At 59.4% G+C, this 24,461-nt stretch carries 28 protein-coding genes; 23 read left to right on the top strand and 5 right to left on the bottom strand.

The annotated features are described in order from the left end of the window. The coding region (locus ACQRAP_RS04625; protein ID WP_427795018.1) for an IS110 family transposase at window positions 1-472 on the bottom strand (472 nt) is incomplete at its 3' end. Window positions 473-776: 304 nt separating this feature from the next. Here ACQRAP_RS04625 and rpsL point away from each other — a divergent pair. The 20 genes from rpsL to ACQRAP_RS04525 all read left to right on the top strand — a co-directional run bounded on the left by rpsL (window position 777) and on the right by ACQRAP_RS04525 (window position 14,728). Next, window positions 777-1,154: a 30S ribosomal protein S12 gene (gene rpsL / locus ACQRAP_RS04620; RefSeq protein WP_154514699.1), complete on the top strand. Its 378-nt coding sequence runs from the start codon at window positions 777-779 to the stop codon at window positions 1,152-1,154. Window positions 1,155-1,227: 73 nt separating this feature from the next. After that, entirely contained in the window at window positions 1,228-1,701 is a 474-nt protein-coding gene (rpsG, locus tag ACQRAP_RS04615) for a 30S ribosomal protein S7 (protein WP_006235013.1), read from the top strand. Window positions 1,702-1,720: 19 nt separating this feature from the next. Beyond that, window positions 1,721-3,820 carry an elongation factor G gene (gene fusA, locus ACQRAP_RS04610; RefSeq protein WP_154514697.1) on the top strand — a complete coding sequence of 700 codons (2,100 nt, stop codon included), beginning with the start codon at window positions 1,721-1,723 and terminating at the stop codon, window positions 3,818-3,820. A gap of 60 nt (window positions 3,821-3,880) precedes the next feature. Continuing rightward, window positions 3,881-4,189, top strand: coding sequence for a 30S ribosomal protein S10 (gene rpsJ / locus ACQRAP_RS04605; RefSeq protein WP_427717612.1), 309 nt, complete (start codon window positions 3,881-3,883; stop codon window positions 4,187-4,189). 140 nt (window positions 4,190-4,329) lie between these two features. Beyond that, a complete protein-coding gene (locus tag ACQRAP_RS04600; protein WP_427795017.1) occupies window positions 4,330-5,484 on the top strand; it encodes a cation diffusion facilitator family transporter in 1,155 nt (384 codons plus the stop codon). Window positions 5,485-5,523: 39 nt separating this feature from the next. Beyond that, the gene (locus tag ACQRAP_RS04595) at window positions 5,524-6,144 is read left to right on the top strand and encodes a histidine phosphatase family protein (RefSeq protein ID WP_427727116.1); all 621 of its coding nucleotides are present in this window, start codon (window positions 5,524-5,526) and stop codon (window positions 6,142-6,144) included. A gap of 448 nt (window positions 6,145-6,592) precedes the next feature. Beyond that, window positions 6,593-7,213, top strand: a complete 621-nt coding sequence (rplC, locus tag ACQRAP_RS04590; RefSeq protein WP_089572481.1) for a 50S ribosomal protein L3 — start codon at window positions 6,593-6,595, stop codon at window positions 7,211-7,213. Window positions 7,214-7,259: 46 nt separating this feature from the next. After that, entirely contained in the window at window positions 7,260-7,886 is a 627-nt protein-coding gene (rplD, locus tag ACQRAP_RS04585) for a 50S ribosomal protein L4 (protein ID WP_006235032.1), read from the top strand. Continuing rightward, window positions 7,887-8,174 carry a 50S ribosomal protein L23 gene (gene rplW / locus ACQRAP_RS04580; protein WP_006235033.1) on the top strand — a complete coding sequence of 96 codons (288 nt, stop codon included), beginning with the start codon at window positions 7,887-7,889 and terminating at the stop codon, window positions 8,172-8,174. It abuts the gene before it with no gap. 179 nt (window positions 8,175-8,353) lie between these two features. After that, window positions 8,354-9,184, top strand: a complete 831-nt coding sequence (gene rplB / locus ACQRAP_RS04575) for a 50S ribosomal protein L2 (RefSeq protein WP_117583062.1) — start codon at window positions 8,354-8,356, stop codon at window positions 9,182-9,184. A gap of 32 nt (window positions 9,185-9,216) precedes the next feature. Next, window positions 9,217-9,477, top strand: a complete 261-nt coding sequence (gene rpsS, locus ACQRAP_RS04570; protein WP_006235035.1) for a 30S ribosomal protein S19 — start codon at window positions 9,217-9,219, stop codon at window positions 9,475-9,477. Window positions 9,478-9,491: 14 nt separating this feature from the next. Then, complete coding sequence (gene rplV / locus ACQRAP_RS04565) at window positions 9,492-9,863, top strand: 50S ribosomal protein L22 (RefSeq protein WP_006235036.1); 372 nt, start codon at window positions 9,492-9,494, stop codon at window positions 9,861-9,863. A 6-nt stretch (window positions 9,864-9,869) separates the two neighbouring features. Further along, window positions 9,870-10,580, top strand: a complete 711-nt coding sequence (gene rpsC / locus ACQRAP_RS04560; RefSeq protein ID WP_154514689.1) for a 30S ribosomal protein S3 — start codon at window positions 9,870-9,872, stop codon at window positions 10,578-10,580. Beyond that, a complete protein-coding gene (gene rplP, locus ACQRAP_RS04555; protein WP_370450531.1) occupies window positions 10,580-11,017 on the top strand; it encodes a 50S ribosomal protein L16 in 438 nt (145 codons plus the stop codon). The genes rpsC and rplP overlap by 1 nt, the downstream gene beginning before the upstream one ends. Beyond that, window positions 11,017-11,232 (top strand): 50S ribosomal protein L29, encoded by a 216-nt coding sequence (gene rpmC, locus ACQRAP_RS04550; RefSeq protein WP_006235039.1) that lies wholly within the window; start codon window positions 11,017-11,019, stop codon window positions 11,230-11,232. Before rplP ends, rpmC begins: the two co-directional genes overlap by 1 nt. Before the next feature lie 16 nt (window positions 11,233-11,248). Beyond that, window positions 11,249-11,509, top strand: a complete 261-nt coding sequence (gene rpsQ, locus ACQRAP_RS04545) for a 30S ribosomal protein S17 (protein WP_006235040.1) — start codon at window positions 11,249-11,251, stop codon at window positions 11,507-11,509. Window positions 11,510-11,627: 118 nt separating this feature from the next. Beyond that, window positions 11,628-11,996 carry a 50S ribosomal protein L14 gene (gene rplN, locus ACQRAP_RS04540; RefSeq protein WP_117734331.1) on the top strand — a complete coding sequence of 123 codons (369 nt, stop codon included), beginning with the start codon at window positions 11,628-11,630 and terminating at the stop codon, window positions 11,994-11,996. A gap of 13 nt (window positions 11,997-12,009) precedes the next feature. Further along, entirely contained in the window at window positions 12,010-12,315 is a 306-nt protein-coding gene (gene rplX, locus ACQRAP_RS04535; RefSeq protein ID WP_006235043.1) for a 50S ribosomal protein L24, read from the top strand. 583 nt (window positions 12,316-12,898) lie between these two features. Beyond that, a complete protein-coding gene (locus ACQRAP_RS04530) occupies window positions 12,899-13,978 on the top strand; it encodes a Gfo/Idh/MocA family protein (RefSeq protein WP_427795016.1) in 1,080 nt (359 codons plus the stop codon). Between the two features lie 3 nt (window positions 13,979-13,981). Then, the gene (locus ACQRAP_RS04525) at window positions 13,982-14,728 is read left to right on the top strand and encodes a DeoR/GlpR family DNA-binding transcription regulator (RefSeq protein WP_427717633.1); all 747 of its coding nucleotides are present in this window, start codon (window positions 13,982-13,984) and stop codon (window positions 14,726-14,728) included. Between the two features lie 444 nt (window positions 14,729-15,172). Here ACQRAP_RS04525 and ACQRAP_RS04520 read toward each other — a convergent pair whose 3' ends face one another. Next, entirely contained in the window at window positions 15,173-15,832 is a 660-nt protein-coding gene (locus ACQRAP_RS04520; protein WP_427795015.1) for an RluA family pseudouridine synthase, read from the bottom strand. Window positions 15,833-15,847: 15 nt separating this feature from the next. Then, window positions 15,848-18,343, bottom strand: coding sequence for a DUF3656 domain-containing U32 family peptidase (locus tag ACQRAP_RS04515; protein ID WP_427795014.1), 2,496 nt, complete (start codon window positions 18,341-18,343; stop codon window positions 15,848-15,850). Window positions 18,344-18,642: 299 nt separating this feature from the next. On the opposite strand from ACQRAP_RS04515, the gene ACQRAP_RS04510 reads away from it, so the two are divergent. Beyond that, window positions 18,643-19,020 (top strand): RidA family protein, encoded by a 378-nt coding sequence (locus tag ACQRAP_RS04510; RefSeq protein WP_152077077.1) that lies wholly within the window; start codon window positions 18,643-18,645, stop codon window positions 19,018-19,020. A 244-nt stretch (window positions 19,021-19,264) separates the two neighbouring features. Here ACQRAP_RS04510 and ACQRAP_RS04505 read toward each other — a convergent pair whose 3' ends face one another. After that, the gene (locus ACQRAP_RS04505) at window positions 19,265-19,921 is read right to left on the bottom strand and encodes a helix-turn-helix transcriptional regulator (RefSeq protein ID WP_427727132.1); all 657 of its coding nucleotides are present in this window, start codon (window positions 19,919-19,921) and stop codon (window positions 19,265-19,267) included. Between the two features lie 241 nt (window positions 19,922-20,162). Between ACQRAP_RS04505 and ACQRAP_RS04500 the strand changes: the two genes are divergently transcribed. Beyond that, entirely contained in the window at window positions 20,163-20,756 is a 594-nt protein-coding gene (locus ACQRAP_RS04500) for a solute carrier family 23 protein (RefSeq protein WP_427795013.1), read from the top strand. Window positions 20,757-21,724: 968 nt separating this feature from the next. Next, window positions 21,725-22,459, top strand: a complete 735-nt coding sequence (locus ACQRAP_RS04495) for an exonuclease domain-containing protein (protein ID WP_427795012.1) — start codon at window positions 21,725-21,727, stop codon at window positions 22,457-22,459. A gap of 34 nt (window positions 22,460-22,493) precedes the next feature. Here ACQRAP_RS04495 and ACQRAP_RS04490 read toward each other — a convergent pair whose 3' ends face one another. Beyond that, the gene (locus ACQRAP_RS04490; protein WP_427795011.1) at window positions 22,494-24,395 is read right to left on the bottom strand and encodes a hypothetical protein; all 1,902 of its coding nucleotides are present in this window, start codon (window positions 24,393-24,395) and stop codon (window positions 22,494-22,496) included. Window positions 24,396-24,461 lie beyond the last annotated feature (66 nt).

Here is a 24,461-nt window from a genome sequence, read left to right as displayed (position 1 = left end):
AAGAGGCGAGCCCGTGCCTGAGCAGGAATTTGGAGAGCCGCTGCTTCGCGCGCGAGAGGTCGTCCCTCGCGTCCTCGAGCGCCCTGGTCAGGTCGCGGGCGGCCTCGCACTCGTCGTCGGGGACCCACACCTCGACGACGTTGCCGACCGACAGCATGCGGGCGAGGAACTCGGCGTCGTTGCGGTCGTTCTTCCTGCGCCTGTCCGCGCTGGGCTTGATCATCTTCGAGACGGCGCCGACCACGCAGTCGACCCCGAGGCCGGAGAGCCTCTTCTGCAGGTCGAACCCCGTGACCCCGGATTCGTACACGCACCTGGCCTTTGGGTCCACGGACCGCACCCACTCCGCGACTGCCCCGGCGTCGTAGCCGAAGGTCGCGCAGCGCACCTCCCCGGTCATGACGTCGAGGGAGACTGCCTTTATCGAGCGGGCGTGGACGTCGAGGCCGACGAAGGTGGTAGTATCGAGCATGGGAGCCCCTTCCATGAATGCGGCGTGGCCGCCGCGGCTGAATTAGACACTCACCATTGTCGGCCTAATCCGCGGTCTTTCATGCAGCAGGGGCTCTCAATGTTTTTATGTCCTGCTCATATCGTCTGTGTAGGCTTTGCGGAAATGTGGCTATTTTAGGATACGCCCGGCGGCGTGGTCTGTTGACGACACAGCTAACGGCACGTATCCTATCGAACTGCGTGTTTCGTAGGGGGATGCTGACCCCTCGATTCAAGCCGTTGCACTTTACAGAAAGCTGGAATCATTCGAGAAGGAGTACGCTTTGCCTACTATTAACCAGCTGGTTCGCCAGGGCCGTCGTTCCGCGCCCAAGAAGTCCAAGAACGCTGCTCTGCAGCACAACTCCCAGAAGCGCGGCGTGTGCACCCGCGTCTTCACCACGAGCCCCAAGAAGCCGAACTCGGCTCTTCGTAAGGTTGCCCGTGTTCGCCTCGTCAACGGCATCGAAGTTACTGCTTACATTCCGGGTGAGGGCCACAACCTGCAGGAGCACTCCATCGTGCTCGTCCGCGGCGGTCGTGTTCGTGACCTCCCTGGTGTCCGTTATCACGTCATCCGTGGCGCCTACGATGCTGCTCCGGTCCAGAACCGTATGCAGGCCCGTTCCAAGTACGGTGCTAAGCGCCCCAAGGCCAAATAAGCCAGATAACGTTTTGATACTTTCGCCGTGTGCCGCCTAAGCGCCGCACGGTAGACACTTAAGGAGATTTCACATGCCGCGTCGTGCAGCAGCTAATCGTCGTGAGGTTCAGCCTGACGCCGTTTACAACAACCGCCTGGTGACTCAGCTCATCAACAAGGTCCTTCTTGACGGCAAGAAGGCTACCGCTGAGCGCATCGTTTACACCGCTTTCGAGATCGTTGCCGAGAAGTCCGAGGGTGGCGACGCTCTCGCTACCTTCAAGAAGGCTATGGACAACGTCAAGCCCACGCTCGAGGTTAAGCCCAAGCGTGTCGGTGGCGCTACCTATCAGGTCCCGATGGAGGTCAACTCCCGTCGTTCCACCGCTCTGGGCATCCGCTGGATCGTCAACTTCTCCCGCGCTCGCAAGGAGAAGACCATGGCTGAGCGTCTCGCAAACGAGATTCTGGACGCTTCCAACGGCCTGGGCGCTTCCGTCAAGAAGCGTGAGGACGTCTTCAAGATGGCCGAGGCCAACCGCGCGTTCTCTCACTATCGTTGGTAAGTTAAGGTAAGGAACTAACATGGCTAAGGCTAAGCACAAGCTTTCCGATACCCGTAACATCGGCATCATGGCCCACATCGATGCCGGTAAGACCACCACGACCGAGCGTATTCTTTACTACACCGGTAAGACCCACAAGATCGGTGAGGTCCATGAGGGCGCTGCCACCATGGACTGGATGGTTCAGGAGCAGGAGCGCGGCGTAACCATTACCTCCGCTGCTACCACGTGCTTCTGGAACAAGGACGGTAAGGACTACCGCATCCAGATCATCGACACCCCGGGCCACGTTGACTTCACCGCCGAGGTCGAGCGCTGCCTGCGCGTCCTCGATGGCGCTGTCGCCGTCTTCGACGCCGTTGCCGGCGTCCAGCCCCAGTCTGAGACCGTTTGGCGTCAGGCTTCTACCTTCAACGTTCCCCGCATCGCCTTCATCAACAAGTATGACCGCGTGGGCGCTGACTTCTTCAACGCTATCGAGACCATGAAGGATCGTCTCGACGCTAACGCCGTGGCCGCTCAGGTCCCGATGGGCGCCGAGGACAACTTCTGGGGCGTCATCGACCTGGTCACCATGACTGCATGGGACTTCAAGGCCGACGAGAAGGGCATGACCTACCCCGAGCCGATGGACGAGATCCCGGCTGAGTTCGCCGACATCGCTGCCACCAAGCGCGAGGAGCTCCTCGACGCCGCTGCCAGCTTTGACGACGAGCTCATGGAGAAGATCCTCATGGAGGAGGACTTCACCGTCGAGGAGCTCAAGGCTGCTCTTCGCAAGGGCGTTCTGGCCAACGAGCTCAACCTCGTCTTTGTGGGCTCCGCCTACAAGAACAAGGGCGTTCAGGAGCTGCTCGACGCTGTCGTCGACTACCTGCCCAGCCCGCTCGACGTTGAGGCCGTCACCGGTACCGATCCGGAAACCGGCGAGGAGATCGTGCGTCATCCCTCCTTCGACGAGCCCTTCTCCGGCCTGGTCTTCAAGATCATGACCGACCCGTTCGTCGGTAAGCTCACCTACGTCCGCGTTTATTCCGGTCGCGCCGAGTCCGGCTCCTACGTGGTCAACGCCTCCAACGGTCAGCGCGAGCGCCTCGGCCGCATCCTCGAGATGAACGCCGCCGAGCGTATCGACCGTGACGACGCTTGCGCCGGTGACATCGTCGCCTGCGTTGGCTTCAAGAACTCCACCACCGGTGACACCCTGTGCGCCGAGGGCAAGGAGATCGTCCTCGAGAAGATCGAGTTCGCTAAGCCCGTTATCGACGTTGCCATCGAGCCCAAGACCAAGGCCGAGCAGGACAAGATGTCCCTGGCTCTGACCAAGCTCGCCGAGGAGGACCCGACCTTCACGGTGTCCACCAACCACGAGACCGGCCAGACCATCATCGCCGGCATGGGCGAGCTGCACCTCGAGATCATCGTTGACCGTCTGCTCCGTGAGTTCAAGGTTGACGCTAACGTCGGTAAGCCCCAGGTTGCCTACCGCGAGACCGCTGGTCACGACGTCGAGAGGGCTGAGGGCAAGTTCGTCCGTCAGTCCGGCGGTCGCGGTCAGTACGGCCACGCCGTCATCAAGCTCGAGAAGATGGAGGAGGGCTTCGGCTACGAGTTCGTCAACGCTATCGTCGGCGGCGTCGTGCCCAAGGAGTACATCCCGTCCATCGACAAGGGCATCCAGGAGGCCCTGAACACCGGTGTTATCGCCGGCTTCCCGGTCCTCGACGTTAAGGTCACCCTGTTCGACGGTTCTTACCACGAGGTCGACTCCTCCGAGGCCGCCTTCAAGATCGCCGGTTCCATGGCTATCAAGGACGCCCTCAAGAAGTCCGATCCGCAGCTGCTCGAGCCGATCATGGCTGTCGAGGTCGAGACCCCCGAGCAGTACATGGGCGACGTTATGGGCAACCTCTCCGGTCGCCGCGGCAAGATCGAGGGCATGGAGGATCGCAAGAACACCAAGCTCATCCGTGCCAAGGTGCCGCTGGGCGAGATGTTCGGTTACGCTACCGACCTTCGCTCCCAGACCCAGGGCCGTGCATCCTACACGATGCAGTTCGACTCTTATGAGCCTGCGCCCAAGTCCATCGTGGACGAGGTCATGAGCAAGAACGCCTAAGTTCGAGCTCCCTGTTACGTAATCCGCGAGAACATCTCTCGCACTCTTTGGAGGTTTAAGTTGGCTACCCAGAAGATCCGCATTCGCCTCAAGGGCTATGATCACGAGGTCGTCGATCAGTCCGCGAAGCTCATTGTCGAGACCGCTCAGAAGACCGGCGCTCGCGTTTCCGGTCCTGTCCCCCTGCCCACCGAGCGCAACCTGTACACGGTTATCCGCTCGCCGCACAAGGACAAGGACTCCCGCGAGCAGTTCGAGATGCGCACCCACAAGCGCCTCATCGACATCCTCGACCCCACCTCGGGCACCGTTGATTCGCTCATGCGTCTCGACCTCCCCGCTGGCGTCGACATCGACATCAAGCTCTAAGCTTTTTGCTCGATAGTGCGATTTGTAAGGCCGCAGCCCTAAGGGTTGCGGCCTTTTTTGTATCGATGGGGTAAAGGGTCTACACTACTGAGCTATTCGACAAACGGGTGTATGAGTAAAACTGTTGGGGGCAGATATAGATGGTCGAGTGGATCGTTCGTCGTGCGCAGGGCGACCGTGCGCGCGTGGGCACGTTGGCGGGCGTGGTGTGTATTCTCGCTAATGTGGCACTATGCGCTGCGAAGGGTGCAATTGGCGTGCTGTCGGGATCGGTTTCGATTGTGGCGGACGCCATGAACAACCTGTCCGACGCCAGCTCAAACATCGTGAGCGTGCTTGGCTTTAAGCTGGCGGGCAAGCCGGCAGACCCCGAGCACCCTTACGGCCATGGCCGCTACGAGTATCTCTCGGGTCTGGTCGTGGCGGCGCTCGTGCTGCTCATCGGCCTCGAACTGGTGAAGTCCTCGTTTGAGCGTATCGTCCACCCCGAACCCGTCGAGTTCTCGCTTGCCCTGGTGGCAGTCTTGGCGCTTTCGATGGTTGTTAAACTGTGGATGGCGGCCCTCAACCAAAAGCTCGGTGACCGTATTGAGTCTGAGACGCTGCATGCGACCGCGCAAGATTCCAAGAACGATGTCCTTGCCACAGGCGCCGTGTTAGCGTGCGCAATTGTTTCGCAGGTGACGCATGTCAATCTTGATGCTTGGGTCGGCCTTGCCGTTGGCGCCTATATTGGCTGGAGCGGTTTTGAACTCATCCAGGATACGGTGAGCCCGCTTTTGGGTCAGGCGCCCGATCCCAAACTGGTCGAATATATTCGCGGCAAGATCATGAGCTACCCTGGCGTTTTGGGCGTTCATGACCTAATGGTTCACGACTACGGCCCGGGCAGGAAGTTCGCAAGCGCTCACGCCGAGATGGCGGCCGAGGCCAGCCCGCTGGAAAGTCACGACACGCTCGACAACATTGAACAGGCATTTAGGGACGAAGACGACATGATTGTCACGCTTCACTACGATCCCATCGTGACCGATGACCCCAATGTGGCGAGCATGCGTTTGCGCATTCACGCCATGGCCCAACAGATCGATAGCCGCCTTTCGATTCATGACCTGCGCTGTGTGCCGGGTCCTACGCACACCAACGTGATCTTTGACTGCGTGCGTCCCTCGGATTTGGGCATGGGGTCCGATGAGCTCAAGCACGCGTTGGCCCAGAGGGTCGAATCGGAATTTCCCAAGTCGATTGCCAAGATTACGATCGACGATGACTACGTAGGGCATACCCACGAGTAGGTCTGCGCCGGCAAAGCACGTTATACAGAAGGGGAGAATATGAAGAGGCTGTATCTGCTCCGCCACGGCCAGACGGAATTCAACGTAAAAAAGCTCGTCCAGGGTCGCTGTGATTCACCGCTTACCGATTTGGGCCGTCAACAGGCCCAAGCGGCAGCCGAATGGCTCAAAGCCCACGGCGTCGTCCCCGACAAAGTGGTCTCATCGCCTTTAGGCCGAGCCATGGACACGGCAAGTCTCGTCGCATGCGAGATTCTCGGTCCGGATGCTACTGTCGAGCCCTGCGAAGGCATCATCGAGCGCGGCTATGGGACCTTCGAGGAAGGCCCGCATGACGCATTGCCTACCGACGTTTGGGATCCGGGCGAGGATTTGGTCCCCTTCGGAGGAGAAGGAAGCCGCGCGCTGCAAGAACGCATGGTAGACACCCTCACCAATCTCATGGGCGCCGAGGGCATCGAAACCCTCCTAGCAGTAAGCCACGGCAGCGCCAGCCGCCAATTCATCAAGGCTGCAGCTCCAGAGGGCTTCGAGCTCCCAGCAAAACTCCCCAACTGCGCCATTATGATCTTCGATTTCGACGATGCGCGAGAAGAGGACGATACGCCCCAATGCAAGTTCACCTTGCAGCAAATTGTGGATCCCCAACAAAGTCATTAGCTGAGCGAGTAGAGTTAAGCAGACATCAACGTGTCGTCTCCCGAGCTTGGCAGAGGGGCGGCGAAATATATTAAGTTTGTCGCGAGTTCCGCACGCAAAGGAAAGCACTTAATGTGCTTTCCGTCTTGCGCAGGACTGTAGAGCAGCAAATTTAATATATTTCGCCGCCCCTCTGCCAAGCCCAGGCGACTTCACGCACTTTACCTGCGTAAACAATGTGAGTGAAATATGAATCTCGATGGATACGCCCGCAGCCGTGTATACTAAACAGCTGTGTGTAACCAGGGGAGTATTCTGGCTGGACAAAATGCCTGCTTAATAGGGTTGTCAGGTAGTTCGGACGCAATACAAGGCTGGGGAGCACGTCGTGTAAGTAGTGGTCCTCTAGGGGCGTACGCTCGGTGGTGTACGCATTGTCCCAAGACCACGCGAGAGTTGGGATCATATCTTGATCAGCATGATTCTCGGCCGCAAGATTGGCATGACCCAGGTTTGGGACGAGAACGACAACGTCGTTCCCGTCACGGTCATCCAGGCTGGCCCCTGCGCTGTCTCGCAGGTTAAAACTCAGGCAACCGACGGCTATGACGCCGTCCAGATCGGTTTCGGCGACATCAAGGCCAAGAACGTGAACAAGCCCATGGCTGGTCACTTCGCCAAGGCCGGCGTCGAGCCTGTCCGCTTCCTTCGTGAGGTCCGCGTCGAGAACGGCGAGGAGCACAAGGTCGGCGAGGTCGTCACCGTCGCTGATTTCGCTGATGTCGAGAAGGTCGACGTCATCGGTACCTCCAAGGGTAAGGGCTTCCAGGGTCGCATCAAGCGCTGGGGTCAGCGCCGCGGTCCTATGACGCATGGTTCTCACTTCCAGCGTCACCCCGGTTCTATCGGTCAGTGCGCCTATCCTGCGCGCGTCCTCAAGGGCGTCAAGATGGCCGGCCACATGGGTAACGAGCGCGTTACCGTCAAGAACCTTTCCGTTGTCCGCATCGATGCCGAGCAGAACCTCATCTTGGTCAAGGGCGCTGTCCCGGGTGCCAAGAATGGTCTCGTCGCCATCCGTATGGCCTAAGGGCCCAGCCCATTTAGCCCAGCGTCATACCAAGGAGAACACTTAAATGGCAAAGTTTGAAGTAAAGAACAGCGAGGGCAAGAAGGTCGCCGAGGCCGAGCTCGCCGCTGAGGTGTACGGCATCGAGCCGAACATCCACGTTATGCACCACATCGTCAAGTGCCAGATGGCCTCTTGGCGTCAGGGCACCCAGTCCGCTAAGGGCCGCTCTGAGGTTTCCGGTGGCGGCAAGAAGCCTTGGCGTCAGAAGGGCACCGGTCGTGCCCGCCAGGGTTCCATCCGTGCTGCCCAGTGGCGTCACGGTGGCGTTGTCTTCGCCCCCAAGCCCCGTTCCTACGCTAAGCGTATGAACAACAAGGAGGTCAAGCTGGCTATGCGCTCTGCGCTGTCCGCCAAGCTGGCCGATGGCGAGCTCGTGCTCGTCGACGACTACGGCTTCGAGAAGCCTTCCACCAAGGCTGCCGTTGCCATGCTCAAGGCTCTTGGCCTTGAGGGCAAGCGTCTGACCATCATCGTTCGCGATGAGGACGTCAACGCCTACCTGTCGTTCCGCAACATTCCCAAGACGTTCATCATCACTGCCGACGAGGCCAACACCTATGATCTCGTCAACAACAACGCTGTGCTGATGCCCGCCGACATCGCCGCTCACTTCGGGGAGGTGCTTGCATAAATGACCGCCCACGAGATCATCATCCGTCCGATCGTGTCCGAGCGTTCCTTCTCCGGCATGGAGCAGAACAAGTACACGTTCGAGGTCGCCAAGGATGCTAACAAGTATCAGATCAAGGACGCTGTCGAGGAGATCTTCGGCGTCAAGGTCGTTCGCGTGAACACCCTGACGGTCAAGCCCAAGACCAAGCGCGTGCGCTATGTCGCCGGCAAGACCCGTTCTTGGAAGAAGGCCATCGTTACGCTGGCCGAGGGCGACACCATCGAGGTCTTTGGCAACCAGGCCTAAGACTCGCTGCTGTTGAGTGAGCTCATGCCTCCCAAATAGGGGAGGCGAGAGCTCAAGGTTTTGGGCGTATAAAATGGACACGCCCGGAACCGTGTATACGTCCGGTGTCATCGCACCCGAGGCAGAACCTCGAATCCCTGTCTGCGATGGCTAACGGATACCTATTGAAAGGGATTGTAATGGCTGTAAAGCACCTTAAGCCGACCTCCGCTGGCAGGCGTTGGCAGACGATCTCCGACTTCTCCGAGATCACCTGCACCAAGCCCGAGAAGTCTCTTCTCGAGCCCCTGCCCAAGAAGGCCGGTCGTAACAACAACGGCCGCATCACCACCCGCCACCAGGGCGGCGGCGTGAAGCGTCGTTACCGCGTGATCGACTTCAAGCGCAACAAGGACGGCGTGCCCGCCAAGGTTGCCACGATCGAGTACGATCCGAACCGTTCCGCTCGCATCGCTCTGCTGCACTATGCTGACGGTGAGAAGCGCTACATCCTGGCCCCCAAGGGCCTCGAGGTCGGTCAGACCGTCATGTCCGGTTCTGACGCCGACATCAAGCCGGGCAACGCTCTGCCCCTCGCCGACATCCCCGTCGGTACGCTCATCCACGCCGTCGAGTTCCAGCCGGGCAAGGGCGCCGCTATCGCCCGTTCCGCCGGTAACTCCTGCCAGCTGATGGGTAAGGAGGGCAAGTACGCCATCGTCCGTATGCCTTCCTCTGAGATGCGCCGCATCCTCGTTACCTGCCGCGCCACCGTCGGTGAGGTCGGCAACGCTGATCACGCCAACATCGTCATCGGCAAGGCCGGCCGTAAGCGTCACATGAACGTGCGCCCGACCGTCCGCGGTACCGTTATGAACCCTGTCGACCACCCGCACGGCGGTGGCGAGGGCAAGAACCACACCTCTGGTCGTCCCTCTGTTACCCCCTGGGGTAAGCCGACGAAGGGCCTTCGTACGCGCAAGAAGAAGAAGGTCTCGAACCAGCACATCATTCGTCGCCGTAAGAAGTAATTTCGGATACCGAGTTTTAGGAGAAAGCACTTATGAGCAGAAGTCTCAAAAAGGGCCCGTTCGTGGAGACTCGCCTTCTCTCGCGTATCACCGCGATGAACGAGGCTGGCAAGAAGGACGTCGTGAAGACTTGGTCCCGCGCGTCCACCATCTTCCCCGAGATGGTTGGTCACACCATCGCCGTCCACGACGGCCGCAAGCATGTGCCCGTGTATGTTACCGAGTCCATGGTTGGTCACAAGCTCGGCGAGTTTGCGCCGACTCGTACGTTCCGTGGCCACAAGGCCAAATAGGGGGTTAACCGTAAATGGCAACTAAGTCTATTGAAACTGAGGCCACCGAGGTTCGCGCCGTCGCTAAGTACGTGCGTGTTTCCCCCAGCAAGGCCCGCCTGGTGGTCGATCTGATCCGCCGCAAGCCTGTCGCTCAGGCCTTCGACATCCTCCACTTCTGCGACCGCGCCGTCGCCGTGGATGTCGAGAAGGTTCTCCGTTCCGCCGTTGCGAACGCCGAGAACAACAACGGTCTGCGTGCCGACAACCTGGTTGTCGCTGCTGCCTATGTTGACGAGGGTCCGACGCTTAAGCGCATCCGTCCCCGCGCCAAGGGTTCCGCTTCTCGCATTCTGAAGCGTACTTCCCACATCACCGTCGTCGTTGCTCCTCGAAAGGAGGCGTAAAGCTGTATGGGTCAGAAAGTCTACCCCACCGGCTTCCGTCTTGGCATCACCGAGAACTGGCGCTCCCGCTGGTTCGCAGAGAAGGATTACGCTAAGACCCTCGGTAACGATCTCGAGATCCGCAAGTACCTCGAGAAGCGTCTCTCCCGCGCAGCTGTCTCCCGCGTCGAGATCGAGCGCGCTGGCGACAAGGTGAAGGTCATTATCTTCACCGCTCGCCCCGGCGTTGTCATCGGTAAGAAGGGTGCCGAGATCGATACCCTTCGCACCGAGCTCGAGAAGGTCGCTGGCGTCTCCAAGGGCCAGCTCTCCGTCGACGTTGTCGAGATCAAGCGCCCCGAGCTCGACGCCAACCTCGTTGCTCAGTCTATCGCTGAGCAGCTCGAGGGCCGCGTTGCCTTCCGTCGCGCTATGCGCAAGGCTGTCCAGTCCGCCCGCAAGGCCGGCGCTAAGGGCATCCGTATCCAGTGCTCCGGTCGTCTCGGCGGTGCCGAGATGGGCCGTCGTGAGTGGTACCGTGAGGGTCGCGTGCCTCTGCACACCCTCCGTGCCAAGATCGACTACGGCACGGCTGTCGCCAGCACCACCATGGGTGCCTGCGGCGTGAAGGTCTGGATCTACCTGGGCGAGAAGCTCCCGGGCCAGCCTGTTCCCAACCCTGCACTCGAGGGCTCTTCCCGTCCTCGTCGTCGTAACTCCGAGAGGAGGGGTCAGTAGTGCTTGCCCCTAAGCGTATTCTTCACCGCAAGGTGCAGCGTGGCTCCATGAAGGGCCAGGCCAAGGGTAATACCGAGCTGCATTTCGGCGAGTTTGGTATCCAGGCTCTCGAGGCCCATTGGATCACCAACCGTCAGATCGAGGCCGCTCGTATTGCCATGACCCGCTACATGAAGCGTGGTGGTCGTGTCTACATCACGATCTTCCCCGATAAGCCCATCACTAAGAAGCCTGCCGAGACTCGCATGGGTTCTGGTAAGGGTAACCCCGAGGAGTGGGTGGCCGTCGTCAAGCCCGGCCGCATCATGTTCGAGGTCAAGGGCGTGCCCGAGGAGGTCGCTCGCGAGGCTCTGCGTCTGGCGCAGCACAAGCTCCCCATCAAGACCAAGATCGTCGCTAAGCCTGCCGCTACAGAGACGGCCGAGGAGGAGAACTAATGAAGCCCGCAGAGATTCGTGAGCTCTCGGACGCTCAGCTCGTTGAGAAGCTGAAGGAAATGCGCGCCGAGCTCTTTAACCTTCGTTTCCAGATGGCCACCAGCCAGCTGGACAACACCGCTCGCGTCAACACCGTGAAGAAGGACATCGCTCGCGTCCTCACGGAGCAGCGCGCCCGCGAGATCGCAGCGGAGAAGTCCGCTGTCGCCGAGTAGGACCTAAGGAGAGAACATGACTGATTCGCGTAACTCGCGTAAGGTCCGTACGGGTGTCGTTACCTCCGTCTCCGGTGCCAAGACCATCGTTGTCACCATCACCGAGCGCAAGCGTCACCCCAAGTACGGCAAGATGATGACCAGCTCCAAGAAGCTGCACGCTCACGACGAGGAGTGCACGGCTGGCGTGGGCGATACCGTCCGCGTTATGGAGACCCGTCCTATGTCCAAGATGAAGCGTTGGCGCCTCATCGAGGTCGTCGAGCGCGCTAAATAAGCAGTCGCTCTTACGACTTGTACGTTTCCGAAGATGTGCGTATGCCTGGCTTGCATACCATGGGCCGTATAAAGGCTGCGCACCTCTCTTCGGTTCTTAGTTCGGAGGAACATCTACCATGATTCAGATGCAAACCATGCTGAACGTCGCCGACAACTCCGGCGCTCGCAAGATTCGCTGCATCAAGGTGCTTGGCGGTTCCAAGCGTCGTTATGCAGGCATCGGCGATGTGTTCATCGGTGCTGTCCAGGAGGCTACCCCTGGCGCCAACGTCAAGAAGAAGGACGTTGTCCGTTGCGTCGTCGTTCGCACCGTTAAGGAGATCCGCCGCAAGGATGGCTCCTACATTCGCTTTGATGATAACGCCTGCGTTGTCATCAACAACGATGGTTCGCCCGTCGGCACCCGTATCTTCGGGCCCGTCGCTCGCGAGCTTCGTGACAAGAAGTACATGAAGATCGTCTCGCTCGCTCCCGAGACCCTGTAGTTAGGGGAGATATATGTATATCAAGAAGGGCGATAAGGTCCAGGTTCTCTCTGGTAAGGATCGCGGCAAGCAGGGCGTTGTCCTGCGTGCTCTCCCTGCCGAGAACAAGGTCGTTGTCGAGGGCGTTTCGGTCGTCAAGAAGGCCGTCAAGCCCAACGCTGCCAACCAGCAGGGCGGCATCGTTTCGCAGGAGGCTCCTATCGATGCCTCCAACGTCAATCTCGTTTGCCCCGAGTGCGGTAAGGTTACCCGCGTCGGTCACGAGAAGGACGGCAAGAACAAGCTGCGCGTCTGCAAGAAGTGCGGCCACAAGTTCTAAGCTGCCCGCAACATCTAAGTTGCTAACAAAGGCCCGGATGCCACGGCACCCGGGCCTTTTTCTATCCCTACTCATTGGGGATATACTCATTGGGGACAGACTTAAATGAGTGGCTACTCATTGGGGACAGACATAAATGAGTGGCTATACTCATTGGGGACAGACATAAATGACTAGTCGTTGGGGACGTTCTTTAACGGCTAGTTGATGGGGACAGTCTTGCCACGAAAGCGTCGTACGGGGAACGCCCCCAGGTTTCGGCAGCCTGGGACAGTCCTTATGTGCCGGCAGTTAGGGATGGTCTTTTGATGTCTGATGCCCCTAGAGGGCAGAGTAAGACAGCCTGCTTTGCCTTTAGGGGTTTTGTTGTTCCGCCTTTTTCTGCATCATAACGATCGATGCATGCGTATTTACGCACAGAGTCTTGCGCGATAATGCGCATAGCCGCGCAAATATCTGCTAATAATGGTTTAATAATAACCGATAAACAAATAAACACGCAAATACAAGCAAATACGCGCAAATTTGTGCGAATATAAGGCTGTTGGAAATGAAGAACTTCCGGTGACTCAGGAGGCACATGATGACAGATTCCAAACAGGCTCCGCTCGACGCCGAAGCAGCCGCTAAGGCGGCGTTTGCCTCGGTCCAGCATCAGCCGTTCCCTAACGACATCTTTACGGCTCCCGAGCTTCGCTGGGCTGTGATCGGCTGCGGCGTTATCGCCAATCAGATGGCCCAGTCTCTCGCCCTTGCCGGCCGCAAGCTTGCGGGCGTCGCCAACCGTACGCTTTCCAAGGCCCAGGCTTTTGCCGAGCAGTATGGCGTCGAGAAGGTGTACGAGACGGTTGAGGACCTCTACGCCGATCCCGACATCGACGCCGTTTATATCACCACGCCGCATAACACGCATATCACCTACCTGCGCGCCGCTCTGGCAGCTGGCAAGCACGTGCTTTGCGAGAAGGCCATCACCCTCAACTCCGCCGAGCTCGACGAAGCGCGTGCCATTGCCGACGAGCATAACGTGGTCCTTATGGACGCCACCACGGTGCTCCACATGCCCTTGTATCGGGAGCTGTGCCGCCGCATGGATGCCGGCGAGTTTGGCCGCATGAACCTCGCTCAGCTCAACTTTGGCAGCTACAAGGAATACGGCGACCTGACCAACCGTTTCTACAATCGCAACCTTGCTGGCGGTGCCATGCTCGATATTGGCGTGTATGCCCTGTCCGTCATGCGCCTCTTTATGGCAAGCCAGCCTGTTGAGGTCGTTTCACTCGGCAACACCTGCGAGACCGGCGTTGACGTTGCGGGCGGCATCGTCTGCCGTAATGCCGAGCAGCAGCTGGGCGTGGTGAGCCTTACACTTCACTCCAAGCAGCCCAAGCGCTCGGTCATCAGCTTTGACAAGTGCTATATCGAGGTCAACGAATATCCGCGTGCCGATCACGCGACCATCGTGTGGACTGCGGACGGGCACCGTGAGGAGGTCCACACCGGCACCGAGGCATACGCTCTGTGCTACGAGATGGCCGACCTGGAGAAGGCCGTTGCCGGCGATGATTCGAAGCGCGAGCTTCTGGATTATGCTTCTGATGTTATGGAGCTTATGACCAAGCTCCGCGCCGACTGGGGAGTCGTGTACCCCGAGGAGGAGTAAGCGATGCTTGCGGAGGATAGGCTCAACGCGATCGTGTCGATGGTCCAGCAGGCTGGCTCGGTTACTGTGCAAGAGCTTGCCGATACCCTGGGCGTAACGGCGTCTACCATTCGGCGCGACCTGCAGACGCTCGATCGAGCACACCGCATCGCCAAGGTCCACGGCGGAGCGACGAGTCTTGAGCGCGCACACGTGACGCGCGACCTAACGCTCAATGAGCGCAGCGACCTCCATAACGACGATAAGGAGCGTATCTGCGCCCGCGCCGCGGCGCTCGTGGAGCCCGAGAGCTTTGTATACATCGACTCGGGCTCGACGACGCTCAAGCTCATCGAGCATCTTCCACACCTTGAAGATGTCACCTATGTGACCGATTCCGTGCTCCATGCTCAGCACCTCGCTTTGCGCGGCATGCGTACCGTGGTACTAGGCGGCGAGCTCAAGCCCGAGACCGAAGCACTCGTTGGCCCCGATGCCTTGGCAACCTTAGACCGCTACAACTTCAACTGTGGCTTTTGGGGTTCTAACGGCATTGCCGCCGAGCAGGGCTTCACGGCGCCCGATATCGAGGAGGCGCAAGTAAAGCGCATCTCGATGCGCCATACGGCCAAGCGCTTTGTAATCTCGGACGCCAGTAAATTTGGCATGGTGGCGCCCGTCAAGTTCGCGGACTTTCGCGACGCAACGATTATTACCGCGGGAGAGGTGCCCGCCAAGTATCGGGCAATGGACAACGTCATCACGGTCTAGCGACGGGACAAGGCCAAAACCATCACAAAGGTGCCTGTCCCCATTGTGGTGGTTCGTAACGAAAACCGAGTAGTTTTCTCAATAGAAAAGCGGCAACGTCCATCACAGGCGTTGCCGCTTTCGTTATCCGCCGGTTTGTCTAAGTCTGTAACAACTGGACCGTTAAAAGTGGGTTAGATGTTACAGATTGAGATACTTCCGAACCGCGCCATCCCTTTGTCTCAATCTGTAACATCTGGGACCGATTTTGCCGAGTTATTGTTACAGATCGAGATTATCCCTTGAGGGGGATTTGAATGTCTCGATCTGTAACAGATAGACCGGAAAATGGGTTCTAACTGTTACAGATCGAGACGTTTTGGCGCCGCGGCTGAGCCATCGTGGCGGCTTGACGTTTGCGCAGATAAAACCTGCCAAAATAAACCTGTCCCTTTTTGGCAGGTTTTAGGGCTCCCAGGGGCAGGGGGCTTCGATGTAGATGTGCTCGCCGGTTACGGGATGGGTAAAGGATACGCTGTGGGCGTGGAGCATGAGGCCACAGGGGCGCGGCGTTCCGTACAGGTCGTCGCCAACCAGGGGATGGCGCTCGCTTGCCAGGTGCACGCGGATCTGGTGTTTGCGGCCGGTGAGCAGCTCAACATCGATATACGAACGGGTGGGCAGGCCTCGGCGGCTCTTAAGGCGCTTGAGCACCTTCACGCGCGTCTGCGACGGCTTGCCGCTGGCGCCGACGCGCATCTTGCGGCTATCGTGGCGGTCGCGGGCGATGGGCTTGTCGATGAGCTTTTCGTTCCAGTCGATCTTGCCCTCGGCGAGCGCCAGATAGTGCTTTTCGAAGGCGTGGTTGATGACCATCTGGTCAAAGGCGGGCTGCGTCTGCTTGTCGAGCGAGAACAGCACCACGCCGGTGGTGTCGCGGTCCAAGCGGTTGAGCGGCTGCATGTCGGTCGCGGCAAAGCCGTCGCCCATCGCCAGCAAAAGGTCGCTGGCATAGTCGGTAAGCGTGCGCTCGCCGGTGCCGTCGCCGTGGACGATCATGCCGGCGGGCTTATCGATGGCCATGAGCCAGGCGTCGCAGTAGAGGACTTGGGGTTCTTCGTTCACGTGTAAGCCTTTCGGTTAGCTAATTCCCACAAACATGCAGCCCGAAGTGGCGCCGCGCAGGCGGGCGGCGGGCTTACGGCCGGCCTGCGCGGCCTCGACGGCGCGACGGACGCGTGCGACGGCGCGGCCAATCTCATCGGCTTCGAGCAGGGTTCCGTCGACCATGAGACGGCGCACGCCGGCGTCGAGCAGCTGTGGAACCTGCGGTGTGAGGTCGATGGGGTAGGCGTCGTACAGGCGCGAGCGGCCGTGGATGTCGGTACGCACCGGCATGACCTTTCCGTCGATATTCTTGAGCGACAGCTTGCGGGCGCGCAGACGGCAGTGGGCGCAATCGTGGATGCAGCCATTGGCCACCTGCAGGATGCAGTGCTCGCTCGTCATAACGCGCGGGCGGCCGAAAACGGTGATGCCCAGGGCCGCGGGCGCGGAGGTACCAAGCGAGATGATCTCGTCGAGCGTGATCTCGGGCGAGAGCCAAAACGCCCCGGCTCCGCGCTTGGCGAGTGCCTCCATGCAAGGCGTGTTGTGCACGGGCAGGCAAGAGCGAATCTCGGCCGTGGCACCAACCTGGGCGGCCAGGGCAAGCTCAGAGATGTTGCCAATAGCGACCGTGGCACCGGCAACGACCCACGGGTCGACGCGCGCGTGGTCGACGGCGCGGCAGACCTCATCGAGCACGGGAACAATACCCTGCTCAAACGCATCGGCGGGGGAGAGCTCGGCCGCATCGAGCGCGTCGGTGGTCATGTAGATGCGCGCGGCTCCCTCCGCGCGCGCTGCCTCGGCGGCCTCGAGTGAGGTGACGGTGGCGCAGATCTGCGCCTCATCGCGGTAGTGCTCGGGCGCGGGGCGGGAATCACTGGTGACAATCGCCGGCAGCTCGAGCGTGTGGGCGCGCTCGTCATACGGCGCCAGAATGGCCTCCTCGAGCGCCTTGCAAGCGGCGGCGCGCACCTTGTGCACAGCGGAGAAACCCATGCCACAGCCCTCATCGAGCGCCACGTCAAAGCTCGCGGCCTCAAAGGGCGAGGAGCCCATGCGGCCCACATGCTCCACCAGATCGGACGCCTCAACCGCGCGGGTCTTGGCGGCCTCGACGGTAAAGCCGGTGGCGGTGGCGGTGAGCGTGGGGTCGTCGCAGCAGGTGAGCGTGACGGTAAACGGCTCGCCCAGACGCGCCACGACGGACACGTCTACGGCGCGGCGGCGTAGCACGTCGCGCTTGAGCGCAGCGCCGGCAGCGTCAATGGCGCGCTGGCTGCGAATCACACGCACGCGGCAGCCCTCGGGCATGCTGCGGGGCACGCGGCACTCGATGATGTCGCCGACGGCGGCATCATCGGCGGCGATGGTAGTCAGGAATTGGTCGAACTCGTCGTCGTGACGAAGCTCCAACAGGTCGCCCTTGCCCACGGGCTCAAACAGCTCAATGCGGGCGATGGCGGCGCGGCGACGACGGTCGTCGGGTTTGAGCCCGCGCACGTCGCGGTTGGCCAGACGGCTGCCCAGCACCGTGCCCACAATCTGGCCGCGGTTGTTGGAGCGCTCGTAGCTCATCATCTCGTCGCCCGAGGTGCCGTCCTGATAGGCGTGCGTAAAGTCGCGGTTAAAGCAGCGCTTGAGTTGGCGCTGGCGAGCGGCGTCCTCGTCCTTATCTACGACGGCCCCGGCCAGCATGTCATCGATCTGATGACGATACACATCGACGATGGAGTACACGTAATCGGGCGCCTTCATGCGGCCCTCGAGCTTGAGCGATGCGGCGCCGGCGTCATACAGGCGGCGAACAAGCTGTGAAGTGTTGGTGTCGCGCGGGCATAGCGCGCGCTCGCGACCGGCAGGGGAGAGCGTGCGGCCGTTCTCGTCGATCAGCTCGTAGGGCAGACGGCAGGGCTGAGCGCACATGCCGCGGTTGGCCGAGCGGCCCGCCATGGCAAAGCTCGAGAGCAGGCACAGGCCCGAGTAGCAAAAGCAGATGGCGCCGTGGCTAAAGACCTCCAGGTCAACGTCGGGCGCGGCGTCGTGGATGGCGGCGATCTCGTCGATGGAAAGCTCGCGCGAGAGGGTCACGCGGTCGGCGCCCTGCTCGCGGCACCAGATGGTTCCACGGTCATCGTGGATGTTCGCCTGGGTCGAGATATGGGTCTCGATGCCGGGCATGGTGCGCTTGACCTCAAAGAACAGGCCCCAGTCCTGGATGATAAAGGCGTCGGCGCCCAGCGTGGAGCAGCGGTGGATGAGCTGCAGTGCATCGTTCATCTCGGACTGCTTGATGACGATGTTGACCGTGACGTAGACGCGCGAGCCGGCCAGGTGCGCAGCGCGGCAGGCCTGCTCAAAGGCCTCATCGGTAAAGTTGGTGGCCTTGCGGCGGGCGTTGAAGCTGCCCATGCCGCAGTAGATGGCGTCTGCCCCGGCGGCGAGCGCGGCGGCAAAGGGCTCCGGGCCTCCGGCGGGGGCCAGAAGCTCGGGCCTGCGGTTGGTGGTTCGGCTGGCGGTTGCGGTCATATCCTGCCTTTCAAAATGCTCAGATATTCAAAAGTATAGTGGCGCCGTCGCGATGGGCGATGCCCGCAGCCTAAGCAGGACAAAGTCTTCAGCAGCCTGGGCTGGCTGACCCCGTGGAGAACCGTTCAGCGGTTCGGGGAAACCGTTGGGAGATAAAATATTCTCGCATTCTGATAATTATCTTGCAGCGGGCGAAATCATCCCCTACTATCCCAATCAAGCGCGGTGTTCAGACCGAACTGTGCCTCCCGGTGCGAACGCCGCGCTCACGCTCTCTATTTGATCGTAAGGAGAAAAACATGAGCAAGACCGTCGTGTCTTCCGATAACGCGCCCGCAGCCATCGGCCCGTATTCCCCCGGTATCCAGACCGGCAACATGGTGTTCCTGTCCGGCCAGCTGGGCATCGATCCCGCGACCGGCAAGCTGCCCGAGGGCATCGAGGCCCAGGCCAAGCAGTCCCTCGCCAACGTCGAAGCCCTGCTGACCGCTGCCGGCGCTACGTTTGCCGATGTCGTCAAGACCACGGTCTACCTGGCTGACATCGCCGACTTTGCCGCCGTGAACGAGATTTATGCCTCCAAGTTTGAGGCCCCGTTCCCCGCGCGCAGCGCTTTCCAGGTTGCCGCTCTTCCGGCTGGCGGTCTGGTCGAGATCGAGGTCGTCGCCGCTCTCTAAGGCGTTGGCAACAACTAAACATGACATGCAAAAAGACCCTGCAGCGCGTGTGAGCTGCAGGGTCTTTTGTCACGTGACGGATCGCTTGCGGAGCCACCAAGGGCAGTCTTTTTGGGACGGGGCCATTTTAGCTACCCCTATATGCAGGATTGATTTTACTTGCGGCTCATCGAAATCGTGGGCAGAGGGAGGGTAGCTAAAATAGCCCCGTCCCAAAAAGACTGCCCGCGCTCCATTTTGCTCGTTAGCCCTCCTTGCGAACTTTTTGCAGGTAGCGGTAGACGCTGGGCTCCGAGATGCCCAGTGCGGTGGCAGCGCAGGCAACAGCGCCCTTGAGCATAAATACGCCGTTGCCGTTAAGGTGGCGAATAACGTCCACGCGATCGGCCTGCCCAAGCGAGGCGACATCCTGGCCGCGGCTTTCGAGCAATTCGGAAATGCTGTGGTCGATGAGCTCCTGTGTAGACTCCGAAAGAATTTCGACCTCGATAGACGCGGGCTCCGCCTGCCTTGGCACAGCGTCGAAGCAGGCCATGAGCTGCTGAGCCATGGCGTTGATGGAGCGTACCGTGGAAAGATCGGTGTTGACGCAGAGCATGCCGACGATCTCGTTATCCTCGCGAATAAAGTACGTTGCGGATTCCAATGTCTTGCCACCGGCACCGCGCCCCTCGTAGCCCGTAATAAACGGCAGGTCGCGATACTTGGGATCGTGCATGATCTTGAGTGCCAGATCGGTGGCGGGACCGCCGACCTTGCGGCCGCTCACGATGCCGTTGCGGATATCGACGATGGCGTGGTCGGGATCCGAGAAATCGTGCAGCACGATTTCGCTGTTTTTGCCGAGTATCTGCTCCAGGAAATCGACCATCGGCAAAAAGCGACGTACAGTCTCGTTCACGGGCAACTCCTTTGGATGAAATCGGAAGTTTCATAACAATTTTTTCTCATGGTAACACGGTGTCTATTGACTCGTATATTCGCAGGTATATTGCGTAATACAGACGAACGGTAGGATTTTGGCGGTAAGCGGTCGACCAAAAGAAAAGTTAGAGGTTATTTTGACCAGACACTTTCCTGACCTGCGGAAATGCGTTGTCTCAGCTAAAAAATAGTCTGATAACAAAAAATTATTATTGAGAATGAGAAAGAGCACCGACATCATTCAGGTGGCGCTCATTCTTTCGGCAATCGACACGGCCCTTCAGGCCTTCGCTCCTTTCCGCCGCATCGGCGGCGGCCTGCTGGGCGGACTTCCCACCAGCGCCCTTGGCCAGAACGTGGGCATCATCTGCTCCAACAAGGTCGTCAACAAGTGGGTCTTTGTGATCATCGCGTCCGTCTTTGCCATCGCCGGCCTGTTCCCGCAGCTTTCTGCCGTCCTTTCCGCTATCCCACAGCCCGTCATCGGCGGCGCGACCGTCGGCGTCTTTGGCACCATCACCATGAACGGCGTGCGCATGTTCACCCGCGAGGGCCTTACGCAGCGCACCACCACCATCGTCGGCACCTCCGTCGTCTTTGGCCTGGGTATCTGGATGGCCAGCGGTTGCCTTGCCGGCGAGGGCATGCCTACCTGGGTGTCCACCGTCATCGGCTCCAATGCCGTAACCCCCACCGTCATCATGGCCATTGTCCTTAACCTGATCCTTCCGCAGACGCCGGTCGTGGCTCAGCACATCGATGCTGCCAAGGACGCTGCCGTTGATCTGGTCTTGCCCGAGAGCAAGAAGTAACCAATTTGGTGCTATTCGTCGGCGGACACATCGCCTCGTCCGCCGACGTCATGCGGCGCCAAGCCGCACTTCAAAGGGTTTGCCCCGTGGGTAAAATAAGGCTGACGGCAGCCCAAGTGGTGAAGAGCTGGGCAGTGTCGTTGTTTAGATTAAGGGGTCGATGCCTTAACCGCGTCGACCCCTCTTTTTATGCTTCGGAAGCTGCTTGAGTGCCTCGGAAAGTCCGATGAGCGCTGTGAGGAGCGAGACCAGAGCAGTCAGGAGCTTCCGGAACGGTCCGTGTGCGGTGGTGTACCGCCCCTTTTGCGTGCGCCGCTTGTCGAATTACGTTATAGCTAGCTATATTATCGGAAAGTATAATATAGCTAGCTATAACGTAAAGGAAGCTGAGGGTCCGTCCTGTGTTGTTGGTGACGGGGCTTTGCCCGATCGCGTGGTCTTTAGCATTTTCGGTTGAGTGCTCCGTGGATGTTGAGTGGTGGCTGGAGTAGAGCGACGAGTTGAGCGAACGCAGGAGCGGGCTCCGAGGCTCCATTACTGAAAAACCATTTGTTAAACCTGGCAACCGTGGGTAGAATAAAGTCGACGGCAGCCCAAGGGTGATAGCTGGGCAGCGCCGTTACTTAGTTCAAGGGGTCAATGCCTTAACGGCGTCGACCCCTCTTCTTTTGCTTCGTACGCTGCTTGAGTGCCTCGGTAAGCCCGATAAGCGCGGTGAGGAGCGAGACCAAAGCAACCAAGAGCTCTACGAGCTCTGATGGGCCCGGGATGACCTCTGATTCAAGTCACCGGGCCTCAATCTTTTTCATGCATCTGAATAGAGCGGGCGACTCCCTTGGGGCCGCCTGCATGGCGTGTGCTTGGCGCATGGCATTGCGCCCCGCTTTCATGTCCGCGCGGGCGTCTATCCTTACGGCAATGTAGCCGCCTATATAGCAAGCGGCAGGCAACGGAGAGAGGCCATAACCGTGTCAGCTGAAAAGACGCCGGGAATCTCGGCTATCGATACGACGAACTTTGCGCGCCAGATCGTGCTGGACTTTGAGTTTGCGCCGGTGCCAAAGCAGCGCCAGCGCCGTGGGCTGCGCAATGAGATTATCGAGGTCGGCGCCGTTAAGCTCGATTACCACGGCAACGTTATGGGCGAGTTCTCGCAGTTTGTGCAGACGGAATTTACCGAAGGCGTTGCGTTTCCCGTCCGCGAGCTAACGGGGATATCGGCCGTGGACACCGCGATGGCCGATCCGCTCTACATGGTGATCAAAAGGCTCAGCGATTGGATCGGTCGCTACTCCGCCCAGGTGGTTTGCTGGAGCGGGACGGACCGTCGACAGCTTTTGACCGAGTGCCAGGCAAAGCACATCGACCTTTCTGCATTTCCTACGGACTGGGCCGACCTGCAGGCGTTTTACACCTCGATTATGGACGTGGGCAGCCACGGGCGCGTCTCGTTGGGTGACGCGGCAATGTGGTTTGGCATCGAGTTCGACGAGTCGACGGGTCACGCCCACAGCGCCCTGGCCGATGCACGCGTGACCGCCAAGCTGCTCAAGCAGGTGATGGACGGGGACTATCACGTGAGTCCGCGCGCCCAGGAAGTCCGCCAACGGTGGGGGATGGGCGAGCGAGCCCAGACGCGCCTCTCCAGCAAGTGCCCCGAGCTGGGCGACCTGCTGCTGAAGTTGAAGGCGGAGGGGAGGTAGGGGGGGCACCCTCCGCCCATGCTGGTGTGGTGCCTTACTGCCTGGCAGTTCCTGATGTCGGCAGGTGGCTGCCGCAGTGGCCTATCACGATTAACTGTGCCTCGTCATCAAAACAAAAGTGCAAACGGAATGGGTCGCGGCGGTTGCGACCGTTGCCCTTAATGTGCGGCAAGATGCAAACCTGCTTACCGTTGTAAGTGCGTTGGCGGAGCCGCATGAGCTCGGTGTCGTTTTTAGTCAGCTTGGTCTCGGTCGGTGCGGCGTCAAACGAGGTCTGATTTCTAAACTCGCTATAGAGGTCTCCGGTCGTCGGGCGCTCCCCAAACTTGAGTTGCCACATAACGGTCGCTATGGATTTAAGGATCTGCCATTCCTCGTCAAGATCGGCAAAATCATATCGGCGTGCCGAGTCGTATGCCTCGGGCAAAACGAAAATGCGCGAGGGCCAGAGATTCGCAGCAAACCTAAGCTCGTCCTCAAGGGTGCGCGGAAATGCCTCGAGCCCCTCGACAAAACATGCTTCCGCTCTGAGCGCGGCTACCTGCTTTTCCGAGCGATCGGCTCGCTCCAGCGCCTCTTGGAGTCGATACTTTAAGTTGGCGATCGTGTTCTCGGATTCATCCAACTCGAGTAGGCTGTTTTCCAGTTGCTCAATACGCTGCTCGTACGCGGCGTTGCTGTCGGCGTAATCGTTGGCCAGCCCCTCCCAGAGCTGCCTGTCAGCAGTCTCCTTTGACAACAGCTCTTTAAGGTTGTCCATTGCCTCTTGGCTGTACGAGGCGGCAAGCGCTTCGGTGCGTTTTGCCTCGGCTACGGTTTCATTCTCTGCGTGGCGTTTCATCTCTGCCATGCGGCTGCGTAGCGCCCCGATTGATTGGCGCGATTTGTACCAGGCAATATCGCTCGTGTCTACAATATCGCCCCTGCCGCGCAAGAACGAGCGCCCCAGGCTCCGGTTAAGTATCGTGGATGTCTTGTTGCCGTACACGGTCAGCCTATCGTGCCTGATGCAGAGGTGTCGACGGGCGTCTTCTTCGTCAGACAGATTGATGTTCGGTTGGTAAATACGAAGTGACGACTTGGGACAGTTGTATCGATAGGCAGGCGTATCGTAGAGAAAAAGATTGAACAGCTTTGATTTGAGCCGACCATCGGATTCGTCGGCGGCAAACACGTTGGCTAGGCCCATAAGATTATTGGCGAGCTTGCCGGGATCTTTGACGGGATATCGACCGGTATCATCGCTGGTTATTAGAATCAAAGGGAGTTCGCGCTGGCTGCTCAGAAGGTTGTCGGAGAACTCGGCGTCAAAGTTCTCAAACGTCAGGCGCGTGCACGATGTGTTGACGATTGTCTCTCCAACGCATGCCTGATGATTGGGAAGCGAAAACAGAACCTTTGCGATGCGGGGAATATTGAGGTCCGGTTCTGGCAGTGGCCAGCCCACATAATCGGGCAGGGTCGCATAGGTGACCTTGATATTGACCAGACATGAGTCGTCCTCGGCGGTCTCGAGACCAATACAGGTGTGCCAGTGACGAAACGGATAGTGACTGTCGGGCTCGTCATATTCAAAGGCCCAAGCGACGGGAATCCTGCCTCGCTTGTCATCAAAGGCTGCGCGAGTGCAAATGCTCACGCGGCTGCCCGTGGTCATGCCTCCAGAATAGCCAACGGGATAGCTGAGGTTTCCAAATATAAAATCGGAGGCGATGTTTTTATTGCTCGACAAAAACTCAAAGGCACTCTGCTCATGACGCTTGCGCTGCTCTTTATCGCGCACCCAGGTGTAGATCTGACGATACGCATCGACGATTGAGGGCGTGGTGGTCGAATAGGGCGAAAGCCTGAACTTTGCTCGGTAATGAATCTGCTCGTTTTCGGACCGCATGTTAGCCTCTCTTGCCTGTTGGCGGAATTGACCTGTAATGCTCAAGTGTAGGCGTTTGAGTAAAGGGCGCGCATCGAACAACGGGCGTTAGGTGCCAAAGCGTCTGTAAGC

Source organism: Collinsella sp. SGI.180, assembly GCF_050313455.1.
Taxonomy (GTDB): Bacteria; Actinomycetota; Coriobacteriia; order Coriobacteriales; family Coriobacteriaceae; genus Collinsella.
Note: the sequence above shows the minus strand (reverse complement) of the source record. Positions and strands in the feature narration are given on the sequence as shown.

Coding starts and splice junctions, on each gene's coding strand:
- ACQRAP_RS04510 (WP_152077077.1), top strand. CDS start 18,643: ATGAGCAAGACCGTCGTGTCTTCCGATAACGCGCCCGCAGCCATCGGC.
- ACQRAP_RS04530 (WP_427795016.1), top strand. CDS start 12,899: ATGACAGATTCCAAACAGGCTCCGCTCGACGCCGAAGCAGCCGCTAAG.
- rplV (WP_006235036.1), top strand. CDS start 9,492: ATGGCAACTAAGTCTATTGAAACTGAGGCCACCGAGGTTCGCGCCGTC.
- rplX (WP_006235043.1), top strand. CDS start 12,010: ATGTATATCAAGAAGGGCGATAAGGTCCAGGTTCTCTCTGGTAAGGAT.
- rplB (WP_117583062.1), top strand. CDS start 8,354: ATGGCTGTAAAGCACCTTAAGCCGACCTCCGCTGGCAGGCGTTGGCAG.
- ACQRAP_RS04595 (WP_427727116.1), top strand. CDS start 5,524: ATGAAGAGGCTGTATCTGCTCCGCCACGGCCAGACGGAATTCAACGTA.
- rpsQ (WP_006235040.1), top strand. CDS start 11,249: ATGACTGATTCGCGTAACTCGCGTAAGGTCCGTACGGGTGTCGTTACC.
- rpsS (WP_006235035.1), top strand. CDS start 9,217: ATGAGCAGAAGTCTCAAAAAGGGCCCGTTCGTGGAGACTCGCCTTCTC.
- fusA (WP_154514697.1), top strand. CDS start 1,721: ATGGCTAAGGCTAAGCACAAGCTTTCCGATACCCGTAACATCGGCATC.
- ACQRAP_RS04515 (WP_427795014.1), bottom strand. CDS start 18,343: ATGACCGCAACCGCCAGCCGAACCACCAACCGCAGGCCCGAGCTTCTG.
- rplD (WP_006235032.1), top strand. CDS start 7,260: ATGGCAAAGTTTGAAGTAAAGAACAGCGAGGGCAAGAAGGTCGCCGAG.
- ACQRAP_RS04600 (WP_427795017.1), top strand. CDS start 4,330: ATGGTCGAGTGGATCGTTCGTCGTGCGCAGGGCGACCGTGCGCGCGTG.
- rplW (WP_006235033.1), top strand. CDS start 7,887: ATGACCGCCCACGAGATCATCATCCGTCCGATCGTGTCCGAGCGTTCC.
- rplN (WP_117734331.1), top strand. CDS start 11,628: ATGATTCAGATGCAAACCATGCTGAACGTCGCCGACAACTCCGGCGCT.
- rpsG (WP_006235013.1), top strand. CDS start 1,228: ATGCCGCGTCGTGCAGCAGCTAATCGTCGTGAGGTTCAGCCTGACGCC.
- rpmC (WP_006235039.1), top strand. CDS start 11,017: ATGAAGCCCGCAGAGATTCGTGAGCTCTCGGACGCTCAGCTCGTTGAG.
- rpsC (WP_154514689.1), top strand. CDS start 9,870: ATGGGTCAGAAAGTCTACCCCACCGGCTTCCGTCTTGGCATCACCGAG.
- ACQRAP_RS04500 (WP_427795013.1), top strand. CDS start 20,163: ATGAGAAAGAGCACCGACATCATTCAGGTGGCGCTCATTCTTTCGGCA.
- ACQRAP_RS04525 (WP_427717633.1), top strand. CDS start 13,982: ATGCTTGCGGAGGATAGGCTCAACGCGATCGTGTCGATGGTCCAGCAG.